Annotated in this window: 24 protein-coding genes and 1 pseudogene; 9 read left to right on the forward strand and 16 right to left on the reverse strand. The window is 63.0% G+C overall.

The features are described 5' to 3' along the window. Positions 1–17: 17 nt before the first annotated feature. Complete coding sequence (locus LVY65_RS08040; RefSeq protein ID WP_235067515.1) at positions 18–476, reverse strand: outer membrane protein assembly factor BamE; 459 nt, start codon at positions 474–476, stop codon at positions 18–20. Between the two features lie 104 nt (positions 477–580). Here LVY65_RS08040 and LVY65_RS08045 point away from each other — a divergent pair, with 104 nt between their 5' ends. Then, the gene (locus tag LVY65_RS08045) at positions 581–1096 is read left to right on the forward strand and encodes a ubiquinol-cytochrome C chaperone family protein (RefSeq protein WP_235067516.1); all 516 of its coding nucleotides are present in this window, start codon (positions 581–583) and stop codon (positions 1094–1096) included. Continuing rightward, on the forward strand, positions 1093–1620 hold the full coding sequence (locus tag LVY65_RS08050; RefSeq protein WP_235067517.1) for a YceD family protein: 528 nt from the start codon (positions 1093–1095) through the stop codon (positions 1618–1620). Before LVY65_RS08045 ends, LVY65_RS08050 begins: the two co-directional genes overlap by 4 nt. Here LVY65_RS08050 and ssb read toward each other — a convergent pair. The 5 genes from ssb to LVY65_RS08075 all read right to left on the reverse strand — a co-directional run bounded on the left by ssb (position 1617) and on the right by LVY65_RS08075 (position 5875). Then, positions 1617–2096 carry a single-stranded DNA-binding protein gene (gene ssb, locus LVY65_RS08055; RefSeq protein WP_235067518.1) on the reverse strand — a complete coding sequence of 160 codons (480 nt, stop codon included), beginning with the start codon at positions 2094–2096 and terminating at the stop codon, positions 1617–1619. The two genes, LVY65_RS08050 and ssb, sit on opposite strands and share 4 nt — an antisense overlap. A gap of 62 nt (positions 2097–2158) precedes the next feature. Further along, positions 2159–4009 carry a ferrous iron transporter B gene (feoB, locus tag LVY65_RS08060; RefSeq protein WP_235067519.1) on the reverse strand — a complete coding sequence of 617 codons (1851 nt, stop codon included), beginning with the start codon at positions 4007–4009 and terminating at the stop codon, positions 2159–2161. Continuing rightward, on the reverse strand, positions 4006–4263 hold the full coding sequence (locus tag LVY65_RS08065) for a FeoA family protein (protein ID WP_235067520.1): 258 nt from the start codon (positions 4261–4263) through the stop codon (positions 4006–4008). The genes feoB and LVY65_RS08065 overlap by 4 nt, the downstream gene beginning before the upstream one ends. 47 nt (positions 4264–4310) lie before the next feature. Beyond that, the gene (locus LVY65_RS08070) at positions 4311–4958 is read right to left on the reverse strand and encodes a COQ9 family protein (RefSeq protein ID WP_235067521.1); all 648 of its coding nucleotides are present in this window, start codon (positions 4956–4958) and stop codon (positions 4311–4313) included. A 5-nt stretch (positions 4959–4963) separates the two neighbouring features. Further along, positions 4964–5875 (reverse strand): DMT family transporter, encoded by a 912-nt coding sequence (locus LVY65_RS08075; RefSeq protein ID WP_235067522.1) that lies wholly within the window; start codon positions 5873–5875, stop codon positions 4964–4966. A gap of 35 nt (positions 5876–5910) precedes the next feature. Between LVY65_RS08075 and LVY65_RS08080 the strand changes: the two genes are divergently transcribed. Continuing rightward, complete coding sequence (locus tag LVY65_RS08080) at positions 5911–6999, forward strand: alkene reductase (RefSeq protein ID WP_235067523.1); 1089 nt, start codon at positions 5911–5913, stop codon at positions 6997–6999. A 33-nt stretch (positions 7000–7032) separates the two neighbouring features. After that, complete coding sequence (locus tag LVY65_RS08085; RefSeq protein ID WP_235067524.1) at positions 7033–7662, forward strand: SOUL family heme-binding protein; 630 nt, start codon at positions 7033–7035, stop codon at positions 7660–7662. On the opposite strand, the gene ribH is transcribed toward LVY65_RS08085, so the two are convergent. The 9 genes and pseudogenes from ribH to LVY65_RS08130 form a co-directional block, all read right to left on the reverse strand. After that, positions 7655–8074, reverse strand: coding sequence for a 6,7-dimethyl-8-ribityllumazine synthase (ribH, locus tag LVY65_RS08090; RefSeq protein WP_235067526.1), 420 nt, complete (start codon positions 8072–8074; stop codon positions 7655–7657). The genes LVY65_RS08085 and ribH overlap by 8 nt on opposite strands. A 1-nt stretch (position 8075) precedes the next feature. Further along, positions 8076–9365 carry a 3,4-dihydroxy-2-butanone-4-phosphate synthase gene (ribB, locus tag LVY65_RS08095; protein ID WP_235067527.1) on the reverse strand — a complete coding sequence of 430 codons (1290 nt, stop codon included), beginning with the start codon at positions 9363–9365 and terminating at the stop codon, positions 8076–8078. A 70-nt stretch (positions 9366–9435) separates the two neighbouring features. Continuing rightward, a complete protein-coding gene (locus LVY65_RS08100; protein WP_235067528.1) occupies positions 9436–10095 on the reverse strand; it encodes a glutathione S-transferase family protein in 660 nt (219 codons plus the stop codon). Further along, positions 10092–10694, reverse strand: coding sequence for a riboflavin synthase (locus LVY65_RS08105; protein ID WP_235067529.1), 603 nt, complete (start codon positions 10692–10694; stop codon positions 10092–10094). The genes LVY65_RS08100 and LVY65_RS08105 overlap by 4 nt, the downstream gene beginning before the upstream one ends. Further along, on the reverse strand, positions 10694–11656 hold the full coding sequence (ribD, locus tag LVY65_RS08110; protein ID WP_235067976.1) for a bifunctional diaminohydroxyphosphoribosylaminopyrimidine deaminase/5-amino-6-(5-phosphoribosylamino)uracil reductase RibD: 963 nt from the start codon (positions 11654–11656) through the stop codon (positions 10694–10696). The genes LVY65_RS08105 and ribD overlap by 1 nt, the downstream gene beginning before the upstream one ends. Positions 11657–11666: 10 nt before the next feature. Beyond that, positions 11667–11990 (reverse strand): hypothetical protein, encoded by a 324-nt coding sequence (locus LVY65_RS08115; protein ID WP_235067530.1) that lies wholly within the window; start codon positions 11988–11990, stop codon positions 11667–11669. 56 nt (positions 11991–12046) lie between these two features. Next, a pseudogene (locus LVY65_RS08120) lies at positions 12047–12247 on the reverse strand (energy transducer TonB); the annotation flags it as partial. A 35-nt stretch (positions 12248–12282) separates the two neighbouring features. Next, a complete protein-coding gene (locus tag LVY65_RS08125) occupies positions 12283–13599 on the reverse strand; it encodes a glutamate--tRNA ligase (protein ID WP_235067532.1) in 1317 nt (438 codons plus the stop codon). Positions 13600–13630: 31 nt separating this feature from the next. Further along, the gene (locus LVY65_RS08130) at positions 13631–15292 is read right to left on the reverse strand and encodes an NAD+ synthase (RefSeq protein ID WP_235067533.1); all 1662 of its coding nucleotides are present in this window, start codon (positions 15290–15292) and stop codon (positions 13631–13633) included. A gap of 97 nt (positions 15293–15389) precedes the next feature. On the opposite strand from LVY65_RS08130, the gene LVY65_RS08135 reads away from it, so the two are divergent. Both LVY65_RS08135 and LVY65_RS08140 read left to right on the forward strand, forming a co-directional pair. Further along, on the forward strand, positions 15390–16322 hold the full coding sequence (locus LVY65_RS08135) for a ribose-phosphate pyrophosphokinase (protein WP_235067534.1): 933 nt from the start codon (positions 15390–15392) through the stop codon (positions 16320–16322). An 18-nt stretch (positions 16323–16340) separates the two neighbouring features. Then, entirely contained in the window at positions 16341–16925 is a 585-nt protein-coding gene (locus LVY65_RS08140; protein WP_235067535.1) for an SOS response-associated peptidase family protein, read from the forward strand. On the opposite strand, the gene LVY65_RS08145 is transcribed toward LVY65_RS08140, so the two are convergent. Then, complete coding sequence (locus tag LVY65_RS08145; RefSeq protein ID WP_328282511.1) at positions 16823–17215, reverse strand: response regulator; 393 nt, start codon at positions 17213–17215, stop codon at positions 16823–16825. The genes LVY65_RS08140 and LVY65_RS08145 overlap by 103 nt on opposite strands. 47 nt (positions 17216–17262) lie before the next feature. On the opposite strand from LVY65_RS08145, the gene LVY65_RS08150 reads away from it, so the two are divergent. From LVY65_RS08150 to LVY65_RS08160, 3 genes are read left to right on the forward strand one after another with little or no spacing between them, the layout of a single operon-like run. Then, positions 17263–17541 (forward strand): DUF3572 family protein, encoded by a 279-nt coding sequence (locus tag LVY65_RS08150; RefSeq protein ID WP_235067537.1) that lies wholly within the window; start codon positions 17263–17265, stop codon positions 17539–17541. Beyond that, positions 17538–18152, forward strand: a complete 615-nt coding sequence (locus tag LVY65_RS08155; protein ID WP_235067538.1) for an HAD family hydrolase — start codon at positions 17538–17540, stop codon at positions 18150–18152. Before LVY65_RS08150 ends, LVY65_RS08155 begins: the two co-directional genes overlap by 4 nt. Then, entirely contained in the window at positions 18149–18901 is a 753-nt protein-coding gene (locus tag LVY65_RS08160) for an SDR family NAD(P)-dependent oxidoreductase (protein ID WP_235067539.1), read from the forward strand. The genes LVY65_RS08155 and LVY65_RS08160 overlap by 4 nt, the downstream gene beginning before the upstream one ends. The last annotated feature ends 28 nt before the right edge of the window (positions 18902–18929 follow it).

The following is an 18929-nucleotide window of genomic DNA, read 5'->3' on the forward strand; positions in this document are numbered from 1 at the left end:
CGGCAAGCCGCGCCTTGCTATTGGCGCTGGGAGCCGGGCAGCCCGGGCTGAGCAATCGTTCCGATGTTGCCGAACAGCTCGTCGAAAAAGCTGCGCTTGCGGCCCAGCGTCGGGGTCTTGTCGCCCGTCGGCTCGACCTTGGCGATCAATTCCTTTCCGGTCTTTTCTACCGAAGTGACGTTGCCGGCCTGGTCGAACCTGACCCGGAGAACCTTCTGGTCGGTGACCTTGGGGTCGCGGAACGCAAGCTGGACCGTGTCGCGCGAAACATAATACCATTCGTTGGGATCAAACTGCCCGGTGAAGGTCGGCCGGCCGAGCGTTTTGGCGACAGAGTCCTTGTTGTCGACGCCTACCTGGATCCCTTCGGCCAGCGTCGGGTCGATCACGAAGCCACGATGATCGCGGGTTCCGGCGGAACAGGCGCTGAGCGCGAGTCCGGTTGCGATGATCGCTGCTGTGCTGCGCTTGGCCATTCAAATTCTCTCCGTCGGATCGCGCTTGTCCACTGGCGCGCCGAGGCCCAATATGCGGACCCGCGCGGCTCGCGCAAGCCAGACGCGGCGAAAGGAGAATGGCGATGCGCTCATTAATGGCGATGCTGCGTCCGAAAGGGGCCGATGCCGGAGCGCTTTATGGCGCAGTGGTGGCGGAGGCGCGCCGCCCGGCCTGGTATCGAGAAGGTTCGGTTGCCGACACGATGGACGGTCGATTCGCGGTCCTGTCGAGCTTAACAGCTTTGACGATTCTGCGGCTTGAAGATGGCGATGAAGATGCGGTGCGCCAATCGGTTGCACTCACCGAAAGCTTCATTGCGGACATGGATGCTCAGATGCGCGAGGAAGGATTCGGCGATCCTTCGATCGGCAAGCAGGTGCGATCCATGGTCGGTGCGCTCGCCGCGCGAGTCGATCAGTGGCGCCGGGCCCGCGAGGGCCAATTGGATTGGAACGATACCGTTCGCTTCAGCATCTATCGCGACAACCCGCCCGATGCGGAGGCCGCGCTGACCTTTTCGACCGAAGCGCTAAGGCGATTCAACGAAGGGCTGAGCGGAATCGGAGATCGAGAGCTGCTCGAGGGGCGGATCGGATGAGCGATTTCGCGCATCGTCTTTCACTCGACCGGATTCGAGACGGAGACCGGCTGGATCTGGCCGCCGATGCCGAGGAGTGTAGCGCGATTGCAAGCCGGCTTGGGCTGCTGTCGCTCGATCGGCTGGAGGCGCACACAGTGCTCTCGCGCGATGGAGAGAAAGTTCGGGCCACCGGCCGGCTAAAGGCCGCGCTTGAACAAGCCTGTGTCGCCACGGGCGATTCGGTGCCTGCCCATGTCGACGAACCGTTCGAGCTGCTTTTCCTGCCCGAGCCCAAGGTTGGATCTGCCGACGAGGAGATCGAGCTTGGCGCGGCCGATCTCGATACGATGTTCCACGATGGCGCCGCGATCGACCTTGGCACAGCGATTGCCGATTCGCTTGCACTCGCGCTCGATCCTTACCCCCGCAGCCCGAGCGCGGAAGCGGCGCTAAAGGAGGCAGGGGTGATCAGCGAAGAAGAAGCCGGCCCATTTGCCGCTTTGGCGGCGCTGAAGGCCAAGCTTGGAGGCAGCGGCGCCTAAAAGGGGACATCGTCGTCAAGATCGGTGTCGAACGCCGCCGGCTGGGGCCGCGACTGGGGCTTTGCACCGCCGCCGCTGAAGTTCGAACTGCCATAATCGTCGCCGCCAAAGCTGCCGCCCGAACCGCCTTCGCGGCTGTCGAGCAGTACCAGTTCGCCGCGGAAGCGCTGCAGAACGATCTCGGTCGTGTAGCGATCGTTACCCGACTGGTCCTGCCATTTGCGGGTCTGGATCTGGCCTTCGACGTAAACCTTGGAGCCTTTGCGCAAATAGCTTTTGGCGACTCGGCCAAGGTTCTCGTTGAAAATCACGACATTGTGCCACTCGGTCCGCTCCTGCCGCTGGCCGTCGCGGTCTTTCCAGCTTTCCGATGTGGCGATGCGCATATTTACGACCTCGCCACCATTGTTAAGCGAGCGCGCCTCGGGATCGGCACCCAGATTGCCGACCAGGATCACCTTGTTCACGCCCGCCATGCCACTCTCCTAAATGCTTGTTTGAAGAGAGCGTTAAGCCGCACGGCGGCTTGGCACAAGCGTCAGCCAAGCCCGAATGCGACGGCAGTCCAGTAAGTTGCGCCCGCTGCAATATAGGCGAGCACAAACAGGTAGGAGACCATGAATATCGGCCACTTCCAGCCGTTAGTTTCGCGGCGGGTAACGGCGATCGTCGAGATGCATTGCGGCGCAAACACGAACCAGGCGAGGAAGGCGAGCGCGGTTGCCAGGCTCCAGCGGCCGGAGAGTCGCTGCTCGAGCGTCTGCAGCCCCTGGTCATTTCCCGCATCGAGAGAATAGACGGTGCCGATCGCCGCTACCGCCACTTCCCTGGCTGCCATGGCGGGTAGCAGCGCCATGCTGATATCCTTGTTGAATCCGATCGGCGCAACGACCGTGTGAATGCCGTCGGCGATGTGCCCGGCGATCGACACGTCAGACTGTTTTTCGCCCGGCCCGGCTTGGGGGAAGCTTGCAAGCGCCCACAGAATGATGGTGGTCGAAAGGATGATGGTTCCGGCGCGCTTGAGAAAGATCATCGCCCGCTGCCACAGGCCGATCGCAACGTCTGACACCCGCGGTAACTGGTACTTTGGCAGTTCCATCATGAACGCCCCGCCGCCCCCCTTAACTGCGGTTTTGCTGAGGACAATTGCAGCGAGCAGCGCACCGAAAATGCCCGAGAGATAAAGGCCGAACATCACGACCCCCTGGAGGCCTATGCCGGGGGCAAGCGATCGAGCAGGGATGAAGGCGCCAATGATGAGGGTATAGACCGGAAGGCGAGCCGAGCAGGTCATTAGCGGGGCGACGAGAATTGTCGTCAGCCGGTCCTTGGGATCGTCAATGGTCCTCGTCGCCATGATCCCCGGGACGGCGCAGGCGAAGCTCGACAGCAATGGGATGAAGGCGCGGCCCGACAGGCCCGCGTGGCTCATCAGCCGGTCCATGATGAATGCGGCGCGGACCATGTATCCGGACGATTCAAGGACGAGGATGAACAGGAACAGGATCAATATCTGCGGCAGGAAGACGATCACGGCGCCGACGCCGGCAAACACTCCGTCGACCAGCATCGAGCGAAAGACACCATGCGGCAACACGTCGCCGATGGCCTGACCCAAGGACAAAGTAGCGGCCTCAAGCGCATCGGCGGGGATCACGGACCAGGAGAAGACTGCCTGGAACATAAGGAACAGGACGGCCGCGAGGATGATGGGGCCGGCTATCGGGTGAAGCAGAAGACCATCGAGCCGATGAGTGATTCGTCGTACCGGCGTCTCGCGAATAATCGCGGCCATCGCGATTTCGCGTGCACGCCGCTGGAGCGCGAGCGGGTCATGACTGGGCCCTTCGCCAGCGCGGATCTTGCGCGGTGCGATCAGCATTTCGTTGAGCTGAGCCATGATTTCGGCAAGCCCACGTTTGCGGACTGCGACTGTTTCGACGACGGGCACGCCCAGCTCTGCCTCAAGCCTGCCGACGTCGAGTTCCAGCCCATCCCGCTTGGCCAGATCGATCATGTTGAGCGCTACGACCGTCGGCAATCCGAGGTCGATCAACTGGAGCGCGAAGCGAAGGTGATTGTCGAGGTTGGATGCATCAACGACGATCAGCAGCGCGTTGGGCAGTCTCTCGCCCTTTTGCTTGCCCAGCAGGACGTCGCGAGTCACCGCCTCGTCCGGGCTGGTCGGGTCAAGGCCATAGGCGCCCGGAAGGTCAACCAGCTCGACCGGAGCGCCGTCGGGCAAGGTCGTGCGGCCGACATGGCGTTCGACCGTCACTCCGGGATAATTGCCGACCTTCTGCCTGGCGCCAGTCAGCGCATTGAACAGCGCGCTCTTGCCGGCATTGGGATTGCCGGCGACCGCGACCAGCGGAACTGGATTCATGGTGCCTCGGTAGTGACGCGTACCGCGCGGGCCTGGGCGCGACGGATGGCGACGGTCATCCGGCCGACTCGCACGGCCAGCGGGTCACGGCCGAACGGCCCAAGGTGGAGCGGCTCGATCAATACGCCCTCGTCAAAGCCGAAATGCCTCAGCCGGCAAGCCTCGCTTTCCCCGAGCGCCGACCAGTCGACGGCCGCGATTCGAGCGCGGACGCCTAGCTTCAGCTGATCAAGCGAGAGAAGCGGAACGGCCATTTGCAAGCGATTATCAATAACAGGAGTGCAAGGGAAGCCCCGGGAATCTACTTAGCCGGATAGCGCAGACGGCCAAGGAAGCGGGTAATGCTCGGCCGATGAAGCTCATTGCCGCTCCACGACGCCTTCCATTTCTCGAACTTCATTACGCCGGCCAGGCGCCGATCGAGGAAGGCACTGGTTTCGGTCCACCCCTCGGTCTGGTCGTCCAGCCAGGCGAGCAGCGTGGATCCATAGACGCCGGACAGGATCAGCCGCTTCGAATAATGATTATAATCCGTCGCCGTGTCGCCGGCGAGGCGCCACATGATGTCGGCCGAACGCCATCCAATACGCAGCGCCAGCGGGATATTCTGCGGCATGGCCAAAATCGACAGGGCGGAACGCGCCGCCTCCCGGGCCGGGGCCATTGTTTCCAGCCGGTACCAAATCAACGCCCGGATTCGCTCGCGAACCTTGAGCGATGCGATCCGCTCGGGCGTGAAATGCGCCTCCATTGCCGCATCGACGCCTTCGATCCACGCATCGATCATGTGCGGCGCATCCTTGGGGAAGGCGATCTGCGCCTGGGCCGGGTCGATTCCAAGATCGGCCGCGGCACTGGTCACCGCCTTATGGTTCCAGCCGTCAAATGCGGCATTCTGGCCCACGGCAAGGGCAAGCTTCAGTCGCAGCGTTTCCAGCGGAGTCGGCATTTAGCCTAATTGGGCGCGACAATCGGCTCGCGCAAGCGGGTCACTGCGACGCCTTTCATTCGTACGAGGATGAGGGCGATCACGATCATTGCCGCACCGGTCCAGTCACGCGCGGTGAAGGCCTCGCCATAATAGATCCAACCGAGCAGCGCCGACAGCGCGGGCTGGGTTAGCATGGCGATGCCGACCACCAAGGGAGGCACATGGCCGAGAGCATAGACCAGAAGGCCCTGGCCGATGACCTGGCTGCATAGGGCCAGTGCGACCAGGCCGGTCCAGTCGGCCGGGACAATCGTCTCCCCGGCGGCAATTGCGAAAGGGAGAAGGACCATCGCGCCGAACAGGCTGGCAAGGAACAGCAGGGGCAATGGCTGGAGTTCGCCGCGGGTCCGCTCAACCAGGATCAGATATCCGGTGTAGAGCAGGCCGGCGAGCATCGCGAGCAGGTCGCCACGCAAATTGGCGGCCGACAATTCGGCGCTGCCCCACATCAAGAGGCCGCAGCCGGCCGCGGCAAGGGTCAAGGCGAGCGCTTGCAGCGCTGACGGCCATTTGCGGACCAGCCACAGGCCCCAGGCCGCGAAGAAGAAGCTGGAGATATTGCCGAATAAGGTGGCGTTGCCGAGCTTTGTCAGCAGGATCCCGGCATGCCAGGCGGCCAGGTCGGCCGCGAAGAAGAAGGCCGCGAAGGCGATTGCGACGGTTAGCGCCTTGCGCGGCAGGTGTACCGGCTGCCGAACCATCCAGGCGATCGTCCACAGGAAAGGAAGCGCCAGCGCCAGCCGCCAGAATCCCGCCGCAATCGGCCCGACCCCGCTTTGACGAACGAGGAACGGCCCGCCCGCCAGCGCGAGATTGCCGACGAGCAGCGCTACGAAGGCCCAGCCATGGTCTCTTGGCAAGTTGCGAATCGCCACTTATCTCTGCCGTTCAGCTATTAGGAAGCCGCCTTATGCCGACGCTCTTCGACCCGGTCGAGATGGGTCTCCTTATGCTTGCCAATCGGATTTTAATGGCTCCGCTGACCCGAGGCCGTGCCACCAAGGAAGCGGTACCGACCCCGGTCATGGCCGAATATTATGCTCAGCGCGCCGAGGCCGGGCTGATCATCAGCGAAGCGACCGGGATCAGTCGCATCGGCCTTGGCTGGCCCTACGCACCGGGCCTTTGGAACGAGGCCCAGGTTGAAGGTTGGAAACCGGTGGTCAACGCGGTGCATGAGGCGGGCGGAAGGATCGTCGCCCAGCTGTGGCACATGGGCCGGGTGGTCCATCCCAGTGTCGGCGGCGGCCATCCGGTCAGTTCTTCGGCAACCACGGCGCCACCCTATGCACATACTTATGAGGGCAAGCAGCCTTATGTCGAAGCGCGGGCACTAACCCGGGACGAAATCAAGTCGACGCTCTCCGACTATGCCAACGCCGCGCGCAATGCGATCCGCGCCGGCTTCGACGGGGTGCAGATCCATGGCGCCAACGGCTACCTGGTAGATCAATTCCTCCGGGACGGAACCAACCTTCGCGGCGACGAATATGGCGGGCCGGTAGAGAATCGGTTGCGCTTCATGCGCGAGGTCGTCGACGCGGTCTCGTCCGAAGCGGGAATCGGCCGCACCGGAATCCGCCTTTCGCCCAATGGCGAAGTGCAAGGCTGTAACGACAGTGACAATCATGGGCTGTTTACCGCCGCTGCCGCAGAGCTCGAGCGGCTCGGCGTGCCTTGGCTGGAGCTGCGAGAACCTGGTCCCCAATCGACCTTCCGGGCGACCGACGATGCCGCGGTCAGCCCATCGATCCGCAAGGTCTTCAAAGGAAAGCTGGTCTTGAATAGCGACTATGACGGGACCAGCGCCCAGGCCAAGCTCGACCAAGGCATTGCCGACGCCATCAGCTTTGGCAGGCCATTCATCGCCAATCCCGACCTGGTGGATCGGATGCGCGCGGGCGCCGCGCTCAATCGGTGGGATGTCGCTACTTTCTACACCCAGGGACGCGAGGGCTACGCCGATTATCCAACGCTTGGGGAACAGGAGGCCGCCTGACCGGTTCCACTTGCCGATAGCAGGAGGACCAACATGCGTAAGGATGTGCTTGCCGGCCTGGGCGTCGGAGCGGCGCTGCTCGGCGGCGCCGCCCTTTATTACTTCCGCGAAAAATCGACGGAGGAGCCCGGCTATCGCCCGCTTGTCACCGACGGTGATCATCAGATTCGCGACTATCCCCCGCTGACCGTCGCCGAGACGGTGGTCGAGGGTTCTCGACGCGATGCGCTCGACAGGGGTTTTTCGCTTCTTGCTGACTATATCTTCGCAAAGTCCCGCGACGGCGAGAAACTCGAGATGACAGTCCCTGTGGTTCAGGACGGAGGGGACCCAATGGCAAGCGACCCTCCGCTATTCGACGACGACCTGGAAGGAGCCGCCTGGCGGACCCGGTTCGTCATGCCCGCGGGACGGAGCGCCGAGGAACTCCCCGAACCGCCCGATGGCATCCAGCTGGTCGAGCTTCCGCCGCGCAAGGTGGCGGTGGTCAGCTTCTCGGGCCGGGCAACCGACAATTTGCTGAGGGAACAGGAGGATCGCCTCCGCGGCTGGCTCGCCAAGCGGGGCGAGAGGAGCAGCGGCGAACCCGAATATGCCTTTTACAATTCGCCGATGATTCCCGGCCCGCTCCGCCGCAACGAAGTGTGGCTTGCTCTCAGCTAAAGCTGTTCTTGAGGGTGAGGAGTGCGAGCGCAGCTTCAGCTGCGCCTCCGCCCTTGTTGGCATGTCTGGGGTTGGCACGCGCAATTGCCTGGGCTTCATTCTCGATCGTCAAAATCCCATTGCCGACTGCCAGTCCGTCCATCGTCAAGGCCATCAGTCCGCGCGCGCTTTCGCCGGCAACAATCTCGAAATGCCAGGTCTCGCCGCGGATCACCGCGCCAAGCGCGACATAGGCGTCGAACCGGCCGCTTTCCGCCGCCAGGGCGATCGCGCCCGGAAGTTCCAGGGCACCGGGGACGGTGATCGTTTCGTGGCTGTGACCGGCGACCTCAATCGCCGTCCGCGCCCCCTCCAGCAGCATGTCATTGAGGTGCGCGTAAAAGCGCGCCTCGGCGATCAGGACATGGGCCAATCTATTTCTCCGGAACCGTGATACAGCGCTCTTCGATGATGGCCAGCCCATAGGCGCTTAAGCCGACCGGCGCGTGGCGCGTGTTCGACAGCAAGATCATGTCGTGGATTCCCAGCGCAGCCAGAATCTGGGCGCCGATGCCATAGGCGCGCAGCGCCGTACCGCCGCCTTCCGGCGTCTTGCCGGAGCGAAGGTCGGTTGCAATCGTCAGCGATCCCGGCGCCGCGGCGTGCAGCGCGACGATCACGCCCGCCCCCTCCTGCTCGATCATCGCCATCGCCCCGTGGAGCAGGCCAGCGCGCTGCGTATGTTCGCCCAACAGGTCGGCGAACAGGTCGATCGAATGCATTCGTACCAAAGTCGGCGTGGCCGGATCGATATGGCCATGGACCAGCGCCAATTGCTCTTCCCCGCTGGCCTTGTCGCGGAACACCTGCGCGGTCCAGTTTGCACCGGTTTGGCTGGTGAAGCGGGTCTCCGCGACCCGGTTGACCATATGGTCCTTCTTCAGACGGTAAGCGATGAGGTCACGGATCGTACCGATTTTCAGGCCATGGACCTTGGCGAAATCCATCAGGTCGTCGAGCCGGGCCATCGTCCCGTCCTCGCGCATGATCTCGCATATTACTCCACTTGGATTGAGCCCGGCCAGCCGCGCAACGTCGACCGCCGCCTCGGTGTGCCCGGCGCGAACCAACACGCCACCAGGTCGCGCCACCAGCGGGAAAACATGGCCGGGGGAAACAATCGCATCCGGCCCATTCGAGGCGTCGATCGCCACCGCGATGGTCCGCGCGCGGTCGGCCGCACTGATTCCTGTGGTCACGCCGTCGCGCGCTTCGATCGACACGGTGAAGGCGGTTTCCATGCTGGTGCGATTGATCCGCGCCATCGGCTCCAGGCCAAGCTGGTCGACCCGTTCCTTGCCGAGCGCCAGGCAGATTAGCCCGCGGCCGTGGCGCGCCATGAAGTTGATCGCGTCGGGCGTCGCCATCTGCGCCGGGATAACGAGGTCGCCCTCATTCTCCCGGTCGTCGTCGTCGACCAGGATGAACATGCGCCCGTTGCGCGCCTCGTCGATGATCGCTTCCGCGCCGACCAGTACCTCCTGGACCCCGCCATCGAGCAGCTTCTCCAGCCGCACAAGTGTGTCGGCCGTAGGATTCCAGTCGGAAGCGCCGAGCTTGCGAAGGGAGTTGGGATGAAGGCCGGCGGCCCGCGCCAGTCCGCTGCGGCTCGCTTCGCCGGAGTCGACGAGGGCGGTCAGCTTATCGATTAGGGTTGTGGACATGGCCGCGCCGCTATCACACCAGAATGTGATAATCTAGAAGGAATGCATCATAACTTAGGGAGAAATCACATTATGCGCTGGTAGTCGCTGCCTGATTTGTGAAAACCGCGAGTTGAGCTTCGAATGCGCGCTTGAATGCCGGCCGCGCCTCGCCCCGGGCGACGTAGGCGGCCAGGTTCGGAAATTCGTCCAGCAGCGCAAACGCGCCAGGACGGCGCAATACGTTAATCATCAAAAGGTCGCCGGCGCTGAACGGCCCGTCGAGCCATTCGGCATCGCCCAGCCGGCTGGACAGCCGGCGCAGCCGGTCGCGGATACGGTCGATGATCATCGGCAGCCTCTCTGCCGTCCACTTCTTGTCACCTTCCATCAGCTTGGCGACCTCGCACTCGACGATGACGGGCTCGATCGTACTCTTGGCGGCGAACATCCAGGCGATCGCGCGCGCCCGGCCATCGGCTCCTCCGGGAAGAAGGCCGGGATGGCCCTCGGCGATATGCAGCACGATCGCGCCGGACTCGAACAGGGCCAGATCGCCTTCCTGATAGGTCGGAATCTGCCCGAACGGCTGGAGCGCGAGATGCGCCGGCGCTTTCATCTCTTTGAACGAAACCAGCCGAACGCCGTAAGGCTGTCCGACTTCCTCCAAGGCCCAGCGAACCGCCATGTCCCGCGCCAGTCCCCGTCCTCGGTCAGGGGAGCTTTCGAACGCGGTAATTGTGGGGGTCATCCTCGCGCCTCAGCCATTCGCTGAAGATATCGCGCCAGCACGTCGATTTCGAAATTGAGCTTCCGACCCACTGCGATGTCACCCAATGTGGTGTGGTTGGCTGTGTGTGGGATGAGGTTGACGGTGAAGCGCGTTGCGTCTCCTGCGTCTTCAACCTGATTGACGGTAAGCGAGACGCCATCGAGCGCGATCGAGCCCTTGGGGGCGATGGCGCTGCCCAGCGCGCGTGGCACTTCGATTGTGACGTTAAGGCTTCCGCCCACTTCCTCGACTTTGGTGACAGTCGCCACCGCGTCGACATGGCCGGTGACGATATGGCCGCCGAGCTCGTCGCCGACGCGCAGTGCACGTTCGAGGTTGAGCCGCGATCCCTTGGTCCACAGCCCCGGCGCGGTACGCGATGCGCTTTCCTGGCTAAGATCGACCGCAAACCAGTCATCGCCCTTGTCCACTACTGTCAGGCAGGCGCCAGAGCAAGCGATCGAGGCGCCGAGGTCGACCGTGTCCATGTCGTAGGAACAGCCGATGATCAGGCGGAGGTCGCCGCGCTGTTCGACCGAGCGAACCGTGCCGACATCGGTAATGATTCCCGTGAACACTAGCCCGCCTCCTCGTCGCGGACGCGCTCGTAGACTTCGAGCCGGTCGATGCCAAGGCCGGTGCCGTCGGCCGCCTTCCACCGCCCATGAGCGTCGGCAATGGCGTCCAGGCCGATGTACCCAACGCTGGACTTGCCTTCTCCGACAAGGATCGGAGCACGGTAGATCAGGATACGGTCGACCAGGTCAGCGGAAAGGAATGCCGTCGCGGTGGCCGATCCGCCCTCGACCAACAGGTCGTTGACGTCATGAAGTCGATGAACATCCTGCGGAGAAGAAAGGATTTCCCACCCTTCAACAGTATCGCCGTGAGTCAACAGCGCCCGACGTGGAGACCAGTCTTCGAGGCCCGGTAGGCGCACGTCAAGCTTCGGCCGGTCGGCATTATAGGTGCCGCGCCCGACCAGGATCATGTCGCTATGGGCACGCTCCAGATGGACATGGGCGCGCGCATCTTCCCCCGTGATCCATTTGGATTCCCCTGAAGGGAGTGCGATCTTGCCATCGATCGACAGCGCCAGTTTTAGCGTGATGCGCGGCCGGCCTCGCTCAATCCGGCTCAGATAGCCGGACAGACTGGCGCGCGCGGCGTCTTTCGCTACCCCGCACTTCACGTCTATCCCGGCTTTTCTCAGCATCTTGATGCCCTGGCCGGCGGTGCGCGGATCGGGATCCTTGATGCCGATCACGACCCGGGCGATTCCGGCCGAAATGATCAGCGCCGAGCAGGTCGGGCCGCGGTCGCTGGCATGGGCGCAGGGTTCCAGCGTGGTGTAAAGCGTCGCGCCCTTGGCCTTCTTACCCGCCTGTTTCAGTGCCACCGCCTCGGCATGAGGCCGTCCGCCTGGCGCAGTTTCTCCCTGGCCGACAATCTTGCCGCTTTGCACGATGAGGCAGCCGACATTGGGGTTGGGGGCGGTTCGGCCGCGGGCCGCTTCGCCCAGCCGTGCCGCCTCACGCATCAGCGACGCGTCACTCAATGCCGAATTTCTTCTCGAGCTCTTGGAACTGCTTGCGCTTCGCTTCCTCAGCCTTGCGCCGCTCCTCGGAAGCCTTCTTCTGGTCGGCCTTGATTTCGGCGTCCGTCCGAGTGGCCGGATAATTCTCGACGAAGACAACGGTCGGCGGGGCCGCGGTGTTGATCTTCGAATCGACGAAGAAAATGATGAGGATGATGATTGTCACCAGCACCGCCAGCGCCGCGGCGATCACCTGCTCTCGGCTGCGCTGGCGAAGAAACGCCTTTAGGTCGGCCAAAGCCGCACGCGGGCCGAACATCGGGGGAAAGACTGCCATGTCCGCGAAGATAGGGCGGGGAGGCGGATACTGCCAGCCCCGCGCTACCGCGATGCTCACACGTCCTCCAACCGGAAGCTGAGATTGATGACCGTGGACGAGGGAACGGCCACGCCATCTTCCAATGCCGGCTTGTAGCGCCAGGCACGAAGGATGTGACGTCGTGCCGCCTCAAGGAAGCCGGGGTCGGCCGGGCCGATCGATTCGACCACGGTCACCCGGCCGCGCGTGTCGATCGACAGCCTGAGTTGAAGCGTGGCTTCCTCCTCGGAAGGATGTGCCCCGCTTTCAGCTAGTTGGCGGCAGCCACTAGCCGATCGATGCTCCGCTGCTGGCCGATAAGCTTGATAAGCGGTCCCATCTCAGGACCCGAATCACGCCCGGTGAGCGCGCTACGCAATGGGTGGAACAGCCCACGGCCCTTGCGCCCGGTCGAAGCCTTCAATGCATCGGTCAACTCCCGCCACGGATCGCCGGCCCAATCGAGTTCCCCGGCAAGGCGAGCCGCTTCGGCCAGAAGCGGCTTGTCGTCTTGCACGACTTCCGGAGGATCAATCGCGCCATTGAGGACCGCCAGCCAATCGGCCGCCTCTCCCAAGTGCGCGAGGTTGCCGCGCAGCGCGAGCCACTCGGCCTCGCCCACTTCTTCAGGCAGGCGGTTCGCTACTTCGCAATAGTCGAGATGATGGAGCAGCTTGGCGTTGAGCTGCTCGACTTCATTCAGGTCGAAATGGGCGGGCGCTCGGCCGAAGGTAGCAAAGTCGAAGCCCTCCGCAAGCACGGCGAGGCCGGTCTTTGGTTCGACCGGCTGGGAGGTACCCAATCGGGCTAACAGCGACAGCAGGGCCATCGGCTCGATCCCCGCATCACGAAGCGCATCGACTCCGGTCGAGCCGAGCCGCTTGGACAGCTTTCCTTCGGCCGCAACCAATAGTGCTTCGTGCGCGAAATGGGGGTGCCGCGCGCCGAGCGCGTCAAACATCTGCAACTGCACGGCGCTGTTCGACACATGATCCTCGCCGCGGACGATATGGGTAATGCCAAGGTCGATGTCGTCGATCACGCTCGGCAACAGGTAGAGCCAGCTGCCGTCGGCGCGGCGAATTACAGGGTCGCTGATCAGCCTCGGATCAAACTTCTGGTGGCCGCGTACCAAATCGTCCCACTCGATCGGCGCATCGTGATCGAGCTTGAACCGCCAGTGCGGGGCAATGCCTTCAGGCACCGGAGACCCCTCGGCCTTTCGCTCATAAACGGGGGGCAGGCCACGGCCCAGCAAGACCTTGCGTCTGAGGTCGAGCTCCTCAGAGGTTTCATAGCAAGCATAGACTCGGCCGGCCGCCCTCAGTCGGTCGAACTCGCGCTCATAAAGTGCGAAGCGCTCCGACTGGCGGACCATGGCATGAGCCTTGAGGCCGAGCCAATTGAGATCGGTTACAATCGCTTCGACATATTCTTCCTTCGATCGTTCCAGGTCGGTGTCGTCGATCCGAAGAAGGAAACGGCCGTCATGCTTGAGCGCGAACAGCGAATTATGAAGCGCCGTACGGATATTGCCGACGTGAAGCCGGCCGGTTGGCGATGGCGCGAAACGTGTAACGACGGTCATGGCCCGCCTATAGGCGATCCAGCGTTTGACGCTAGCTGGTGTGGAAGGCGTTGGTGATCGGGTAGCGCCGGTCGCGGCCGAAATTGCGGCTACCGAGCTTGACCCCGGGTGGGGCCTGGCGGCGCTTATATTCGGCGCGGAGCAGTTTCCGCTCGATATCGGCGACGATGTCGGGGTCTGCCCCGGTGAGTGCGACGGCCTCCGTGACGGACATCTCCCTTTCAACCAACGCTTCGAGGATCCGGTCGAGCAGGTGATAGGGCGGCAGGCTGTCTTCGTCCTTCTGGTTGGGACGGAGCTCCGCAGTTGGCGGCTTGTCGATCACCCGCTGCGGCATCACCGCCCCCGCCGGACCGAGCGCACCCTTCGGACGATTGGCATTGCGCCACCGCGACAGGGCGAAGCAGGTCGTCTTGTAGGCGTCCTTCAACACCGAATAGCCGCCAGCCATGTCGCCGTAGAGCGTTGCATAGCCGACTGACATTTCGCTCTTGTTGCCAGTGGTCAGCAGCATGTGGCCGAAGCGATTCGAAAGCGCCATCAACGTCACCATCCTGAGGCGCGACTGGATATTCTCCTCAGCCAGGCCCGGCGGCGTGTTCGCAAAGGCCTGGTCGAGCATCTCATCGAGCGCTTGAACCCCGGGGACAATCGGGATGACGTCATGGCGCACGCCGAGCAGCCGGGCACATTCGGCTGCATCCTCAAGGCTCTCGCCGCCGGTGTATTTCGACGGCAGCATCACACACCACACCTTGTCGGCGCCCAACGCGTCGACGGCCACCGCGGCCGACAGCGCGCTGTCGATGCCGCCCGACAGGCCGAGGATAACTCCGGGAAAGCCATTGGCCGCGACATAATCGCGAAGGGCGACCATCATCGCCCGGTACATATCCTCTGGGTAGGGCGAGAGACTGGCCTTAACGCCCGGTTCGCAGTGCCAGCCATTGGGGGTGCGAACCCAATCGGTGAGCTCCATCGCCTCCTCGAAATCCGGCATTTGAACCGCGATACTTCCGTCATCGTTGGTGACGAAGCTCGACCCGTCGAACACCAATTCGTCCTGACCGCCGACCCGATTGAGGTAGATTATTGGGAGACCGGTCTCGACTACCCGGCTGCGGACCAGGCGCTGCCGCTGATCGTCCTTGTCATTCTCATAGGGGCTGCCGTTGGGGACCAGCAGCAATTCCGCACCCGCCTGGACCAGATGCGCACAAACGGCCTCACGCCAAATGTCCTCGCAAATCGGAATGCCCAGCTTCACGCCCCGGAACAGGATGGGCTCCGGCAGCGGCCCATTGGCGAAGATGCGCTTCTCGTCGAAGGTGCCGTAGTTGGGCAGCTCGTGCTTCAGCGTTCGTCCGATCATCTGGCCGTCCTCGGTCAGGATCACGGCATTGAAATTCATTCCGTCCTCAGCGTGGACGGTGCCGAACAGCAGCGCCGGACCGCCATCGCCCGTGGAATCGATGAGTCGCTCGGCCTGTTCCATCGTCTGGCGGACAAATTCAGGCTTCAGCACCAGGTCTTCGGGCGGATATCCGATCAGTTGCAATTCGGGCACCATGACCAGGTCGGCACCCTCCGCGGCGGCCTTTTCCCGCCACTCCAGAATCGCTTCGGCATTTCCCGCCAGGTCGCCAACGCGCTGACTCAATTGGCAGAGGGCGATGCGCAGGCGATCGGTCACAGGACCGATTTAGTGATTGAGCCTGCCATGGCAACCTTGCCCTATCGCCCGCCCCTTTCTAAGGGGCGCTGGGGCCACCGACACGGGATCGTCACAAATGAAATTGCTCGCCGGGAATTCGAACCTGCCGCTCGCGCGGGCGATCGCCGACTATCTCGAGCTTCCGCTGACCGAGGCCAGCGTCCGGCGCTTTGCCGACGAGGAAGTGTTCGTCGAGATCCAGGAGAATGTCCGCGGTGAGGACGTGTTCGTGGTCCAGTCGACCAGCTTCCCAACCAACGACAATCTGATGGAATTGTTGATTTGCATCGACGCGCTGAAGCGCGCCTCGGCCAAGCGGATCACTGCCGTCATCCCCTATTTCGGCTATGCCCGGCAGGACCGGAAGCCGGGTCCGCGCACCCCGATTTCGGCAAAACTGGTCGCCAACATCATCACCGTCGCCGGCGCCGACCGGGTACTGACGATGGATCTCCACGCCGGGCAGATCCAGGGCTTCTTCGACATCCCGACCGACAATCTCTGGGCCGCGCCGGTTATGGCTGCCGACATCCAGGCCCGTTACGCCAACAAGAATCTGATGGTCGTGTCGCCTGACGTCGGCGGCGTGGTCCGGGCGCGCAGCCTGGCGAAGCGGCTCGATAATGCGCCGCTGGCGATCGTCGACAAGCGCCGCGAGCGCGTTGGCGAATCCGAAGTCATGAACATCATCGGCGACGTAGAGGGCCACTGCTGCGTGCTGGTCGACGACATTGTCGATTCGGCGGGAACGCTATGCAACGCCGCGGCAGCGCTGAAGGAGCAAGGGGCAACTGAGGTCATCGCCTATTGCAGCCATGGCGTCCTGTCGGGAGCAGCCGAGGCCCGCGTTGGCGCCAGCGTGCTGACCGAACTGGTCGTCACCGACACGATTTACCGCGAGGGGCTGAGTGAGGGCGACAGGATCCGCCGATTGACGATCGCGCCGCTGTTCGGTGAGGCGATCCACCGCATTGCCGACGAAAGTAGCGTTTCAAGCCTGTTCGACTAGGCGAAGGGGCGGCAGGCTATGTGCAATCTCTATCGTTTGCACAAAGGGGCCGACGCCATACGCCGGCTGTTTGCCGACATGGGGCTGCAGCTGAGCTTCCCTGAAGGCATTCCCAATCTTGAGCCGCGTGACATCCGAATCACCGATCGCGCACCGATCGTGAAAATGAGTGAAGACGGGCTGATGATGGTCGAGCGGCGCTGGAGCTGGCCTGGCCAGCAGGGCAAGCCGGTGTTCAATCTCCGCTCGGAAGGGCGCAGCTTTTCCAATCGCTGCCTGGCAATCGCCGATGGCTTTTACGAGTTTACCGCGCCCGAGGATCCGAAGGCAAAGCGCAAGGACCGATGGCTATTCTCATCGGTGGAGGGCGGTCTGCTGGGGATCGCAGCGGTGACACGCAATTCGCCCGACGTTGGAGAAGCATTCAGCCTGCTTACCGCCGAGCCGAGCCCGGAAGTGGCGCCGATCCACAACCGGCAGATCATCCTGCCCAGCCCGGCTCACTGGCTGGAGTGGCTCGATCCTTCGACAACCCTGCCGTCTTCGAGCAGCTGGTCGACGGTCTCGGCGAAGCGAATGACCGAAATGGGCTTGGACACATAAGCCTGCGCGCCTGCCGCCCGGATCCGCTCATCGTCGCCAACCGCGGCATAGGCTGTTACGGCCATGATCGGCACGTCTTTCAGTTCCCGGTCAGCGCGAAGCATCTCCATCAGCTCGATCCCGCTGACATAGGGCAACTGGATATCGGTGATGACCAAATCGGGCTTGAACGCGCGCGCGGCTTCCAGCGCGTCGCGGCTGTCGGTGACCGGCTCCGTCTCATGGCCATGCGCGGAGAGCAGGTCGCAGAACAACTTGATGTTGAGGGCGTTGTCCTCGACAACAAGGATCTTAGCCACTCGATTACCCCCCGATTTCCAGTTTCCGAAGATAGGCGATGTTGAGCCCCCACACAAATGAAGCGCCGAATGACGCCGAGGCGCTCGCCCTCGCCGCACTAGCCGCGACGCTGACCGACGAACGACGCGCGCTGCGGTTCCTCGACCTCACCGGGCTGGATGCTGACGAACTTCGCGCCCGCGCAGGAGAACGGAGTTTGCTTGCTGCGACGCTGGCCTTCCTCGAAGCGCATGAACCGGATCTCGTCGAAGTTGCTCAAATTATTGGAACAACACCGGAATTAATGGTCATGGCACGGATGAGGCTGGAGCAATGAAGCGGCCGCTTCTGATCACTGATTGTGACGAAGTATTGCTTCACATGGTGTCCCATTTTGACGCCTGGCTTGGCGAGGTGCACGGGATCCGCTTTGCGTTCGAGACAGGCAGTTTCGGCGGGGCGATGACCGACAATTCTACGGGTGAGGCCGTCGCCGAAGACCGTGTCTGGCCATTGCTCGAGCAGTTCTTCAGGGGCGAAATGCATCGCCAGACGCTCGTTCCGGGAGCGGTCGATGCGCTGGGGCGGATCGGCGAAGTTGCTGACATCGTAATCCTCACCAATTTGGGCGACGAGGCTCATCCCTGGCGGGTCGACCAGCTTGCCCGCCACGGCATCCGACATGAGGTGGTGTGCAATCGCGGCGGGAAGGGCGTGCCGGCGCGCGCAATTATCGAGCGATATGGAGCGGGTGCGACCGCCTTCGTTGACGATTTGCCAGTGCATCATGCCTCGGTCGCGAAGCATGCGCCCGAGGTGCATCGGCTGCACATGGTAGCAGAGCCGAGGCTGGCTCCTGCCGTGCCCACCGCCGAGCATGCCCATGCGCGGATTGACGACTGGCAGACCGCGTCGGAATGGATCATCGAACGACTAGGTGCGAAATGAACAAAACGGTCTTCATCACCGGAGTTACTGCAGGAATCGGGGCGGCCACAGCGCGCAAATTCGTTTCCGAAGGCTGGCAGGTCGTCGGCACTGGTCGCCGCCGCGACCGGCTCGACGAACTAGCCACCGAATTGGGCGATTTTTTCTACCCGATGATGCTCGACATGCGCTGCCCCGACGATTTCGGGCCGGCACGCGATGCTTTGCCGGAGCGTTATCGCGGCATCGATCTGTTGCTCAACAATGCCGGGCTCGCGCCGCCAATGAGCAATTTGCAGGATGCCGGCCAGGAACCGCTTGATGTCGTGATCGATACGAATGTCACCGGATTGGTGGCTCTTACTCGTACGCTGCTGCCACGGCTGATTGAGCGTAAGGGCGCGATCATCAACCTTTCATCGGTAGCCGCCACCTATCCCTATCGGGGCGGCGCGGTTTACGCGGGCTCCAAGGCCTTCGTCCGCCAGTTCGGGCTGGGCCTGCGCTGCGATCTCGCCGGCACCGGAGTGCGCGTCACATCGATCGAGCCCGGCATGGTCGAAACCGAGTTCACCTTGGTTCGCACCGGTGGCGATCAATCGGCGAGCGACGCGCTTTACGCAAACATGGACCCGATGACCGCGCAGGACATTGCCGAGACCATCTGGTGGGTCGCGACCTTGCCGCCTCACCTCAACATCAACGCGATCGAGCTGATGCCGACCACGCAAAGCTGGGCGGGCTTCGCAGTCCACCGGCACGAGGGTTGACGAGCGCCAGCGACGGGGCCAAGCGCGC

Origin of the sequence: Sphingomonas cremea (assembly GCF_021502585.1) — a bacterium.
Classification (GTDB): Bacteria; Pseudomonadota; Alphaproteobacteria; order Sphingomonadales; family Sphingomonadaceae; genus Sphingomicrobium; species Sphingomicrobium cremea.

Bases quoted from the DNA above. Each gene is read 5' to 3' on its own strand.
- LVY65_RS08040 (WP_235067515.1), bottom strand. From the start codon at position 476: ATGGCCAAGCGCAGCACAGCAGCGATCATCGCAACCGGACTCGCGCTC.
- LVY65_RS08045 (WP_235067516.1), top strand. From the start codon at position 581: ATGCGCTCATTAATGGCGATGCTGCGTCCGAAAGGGGCCGATGCCGGA.
- LVY65_RS08050 (WP_235067517.1), top strand. From the start codon at position 1,093: ATGAGCGATTTCGCGCATCGTCTTTCACTCGACCGGATTCGAGACGGA.
- ssb (WP_235067518.1), bottom strand. From the start codon at position 2,096: ATGGCGGGCGTGAACAAGGTGATCCTGGTCGGCAATCTGGGTGCCGAT.
- feoB (WP_235067519.1), bottom strand. From the start codon at position 4,009: ATGAATCCAGTTCCGCTGGTCGCGGTCGCCGGCAATCCCAATGCCGGC.
- LVY65_RS08065 (WP_235067520.1), bottom strand. From the start codon at position 4,263: ATGGCCGTTCCGCTTCTCTCGCTTGATCAGCTGAAGCTAGGCGTCCGC.
- LVY65_RS08070 (WP_235067521.1), bottom strand. From the start codon at position 4,958: ATGCCGACTCCGCTGGAAACGCTGCGACTGAAGCTTGCCCTTGCCGTG.
- LVY65_RS08080 (WP_235067523.1), top strand. From the start codon at position 5,911: ATGCCGACGCTCTTCGACCCGGTCGAGATGGGTCTCCTTATGCTTGCC.
- LVY65_RS08085 (WP_235067524.1), top strand. From the start codon at position 7,033: ATGCGTAAGGATGTGCTTGCCGGCCTGGGCGTCGGAGCGGCGCTGCTC.
- ribB (WP_235067527.1), bottom strand. From the start codon at position 9,365: ATGTCCACAACCCTAATCGATAAGCTGACCGCCCTCGTCGACTCCGGC.
- LVY65_RS08100 (WP_235067528.1), bottom strand. From the start codon at position 10,095: ATGACCCCCACAATTACCGCGTTCGAAAGCTCCCCTGACCGAGGACGG.
- ribD (WP_235067976.1), bottom strand. From the start codon at position 11,656: ATGCGTGAGGCGGCACGGCTGGGCGAAGCGGCCCGCGGCCGAACCGCC.
- LVY65_RS08115 (WP_235067530.1), bottom strand. From the start codon at position 11,990: ATGGCAGTCTTTCCCCCGATGTTCGGCCCGCGTGCGGCTTTGGCCGAC.
- LVY65_RS08125 (WP_235067532.1), bottom strand. From the start codon at position 13,599: ATGACCGTCGTTACACGTTTCGCGCCATCGCCAACCGGCCGGCTTCAC.
- LVY65_RS08135 (WP_235067534.1), top strand. From the start codon at position 15,390: ATGAAATTGCTCGCCGGGAATTCGAACCTGCCGCTCGCGCGGGCGATC.
- LVY65_RS08140 (WP_235067535.1), top strand. From the start codon at position 16,341: ATGTGCAATCTCTATCGTTTGCACAAAGGGGCCGACGCCATACGCCGG.
- LVY65_RS08150 (WP_235067537.1), top strand. From the start codon at position 17,263: ATGTTGAGCCCCCACACAAATGAAGCGCCGAATGACGCCGAGGCGCTC.
- LVY65_RS08155 (WP_235067538.1), top strand. From the start codon at position 17,538: ATGAAGCGGCCGCTTCTGATCACTGATTGTGACGAAGTATTGCTTCAC.
- LVY65_RS08160 (WP_235067539.1), top strand. From the start codon at position 18,149: ATGAACAAAACGGTCTTCATCACCGGAGTTACTGCAGGAATCGGGGCG.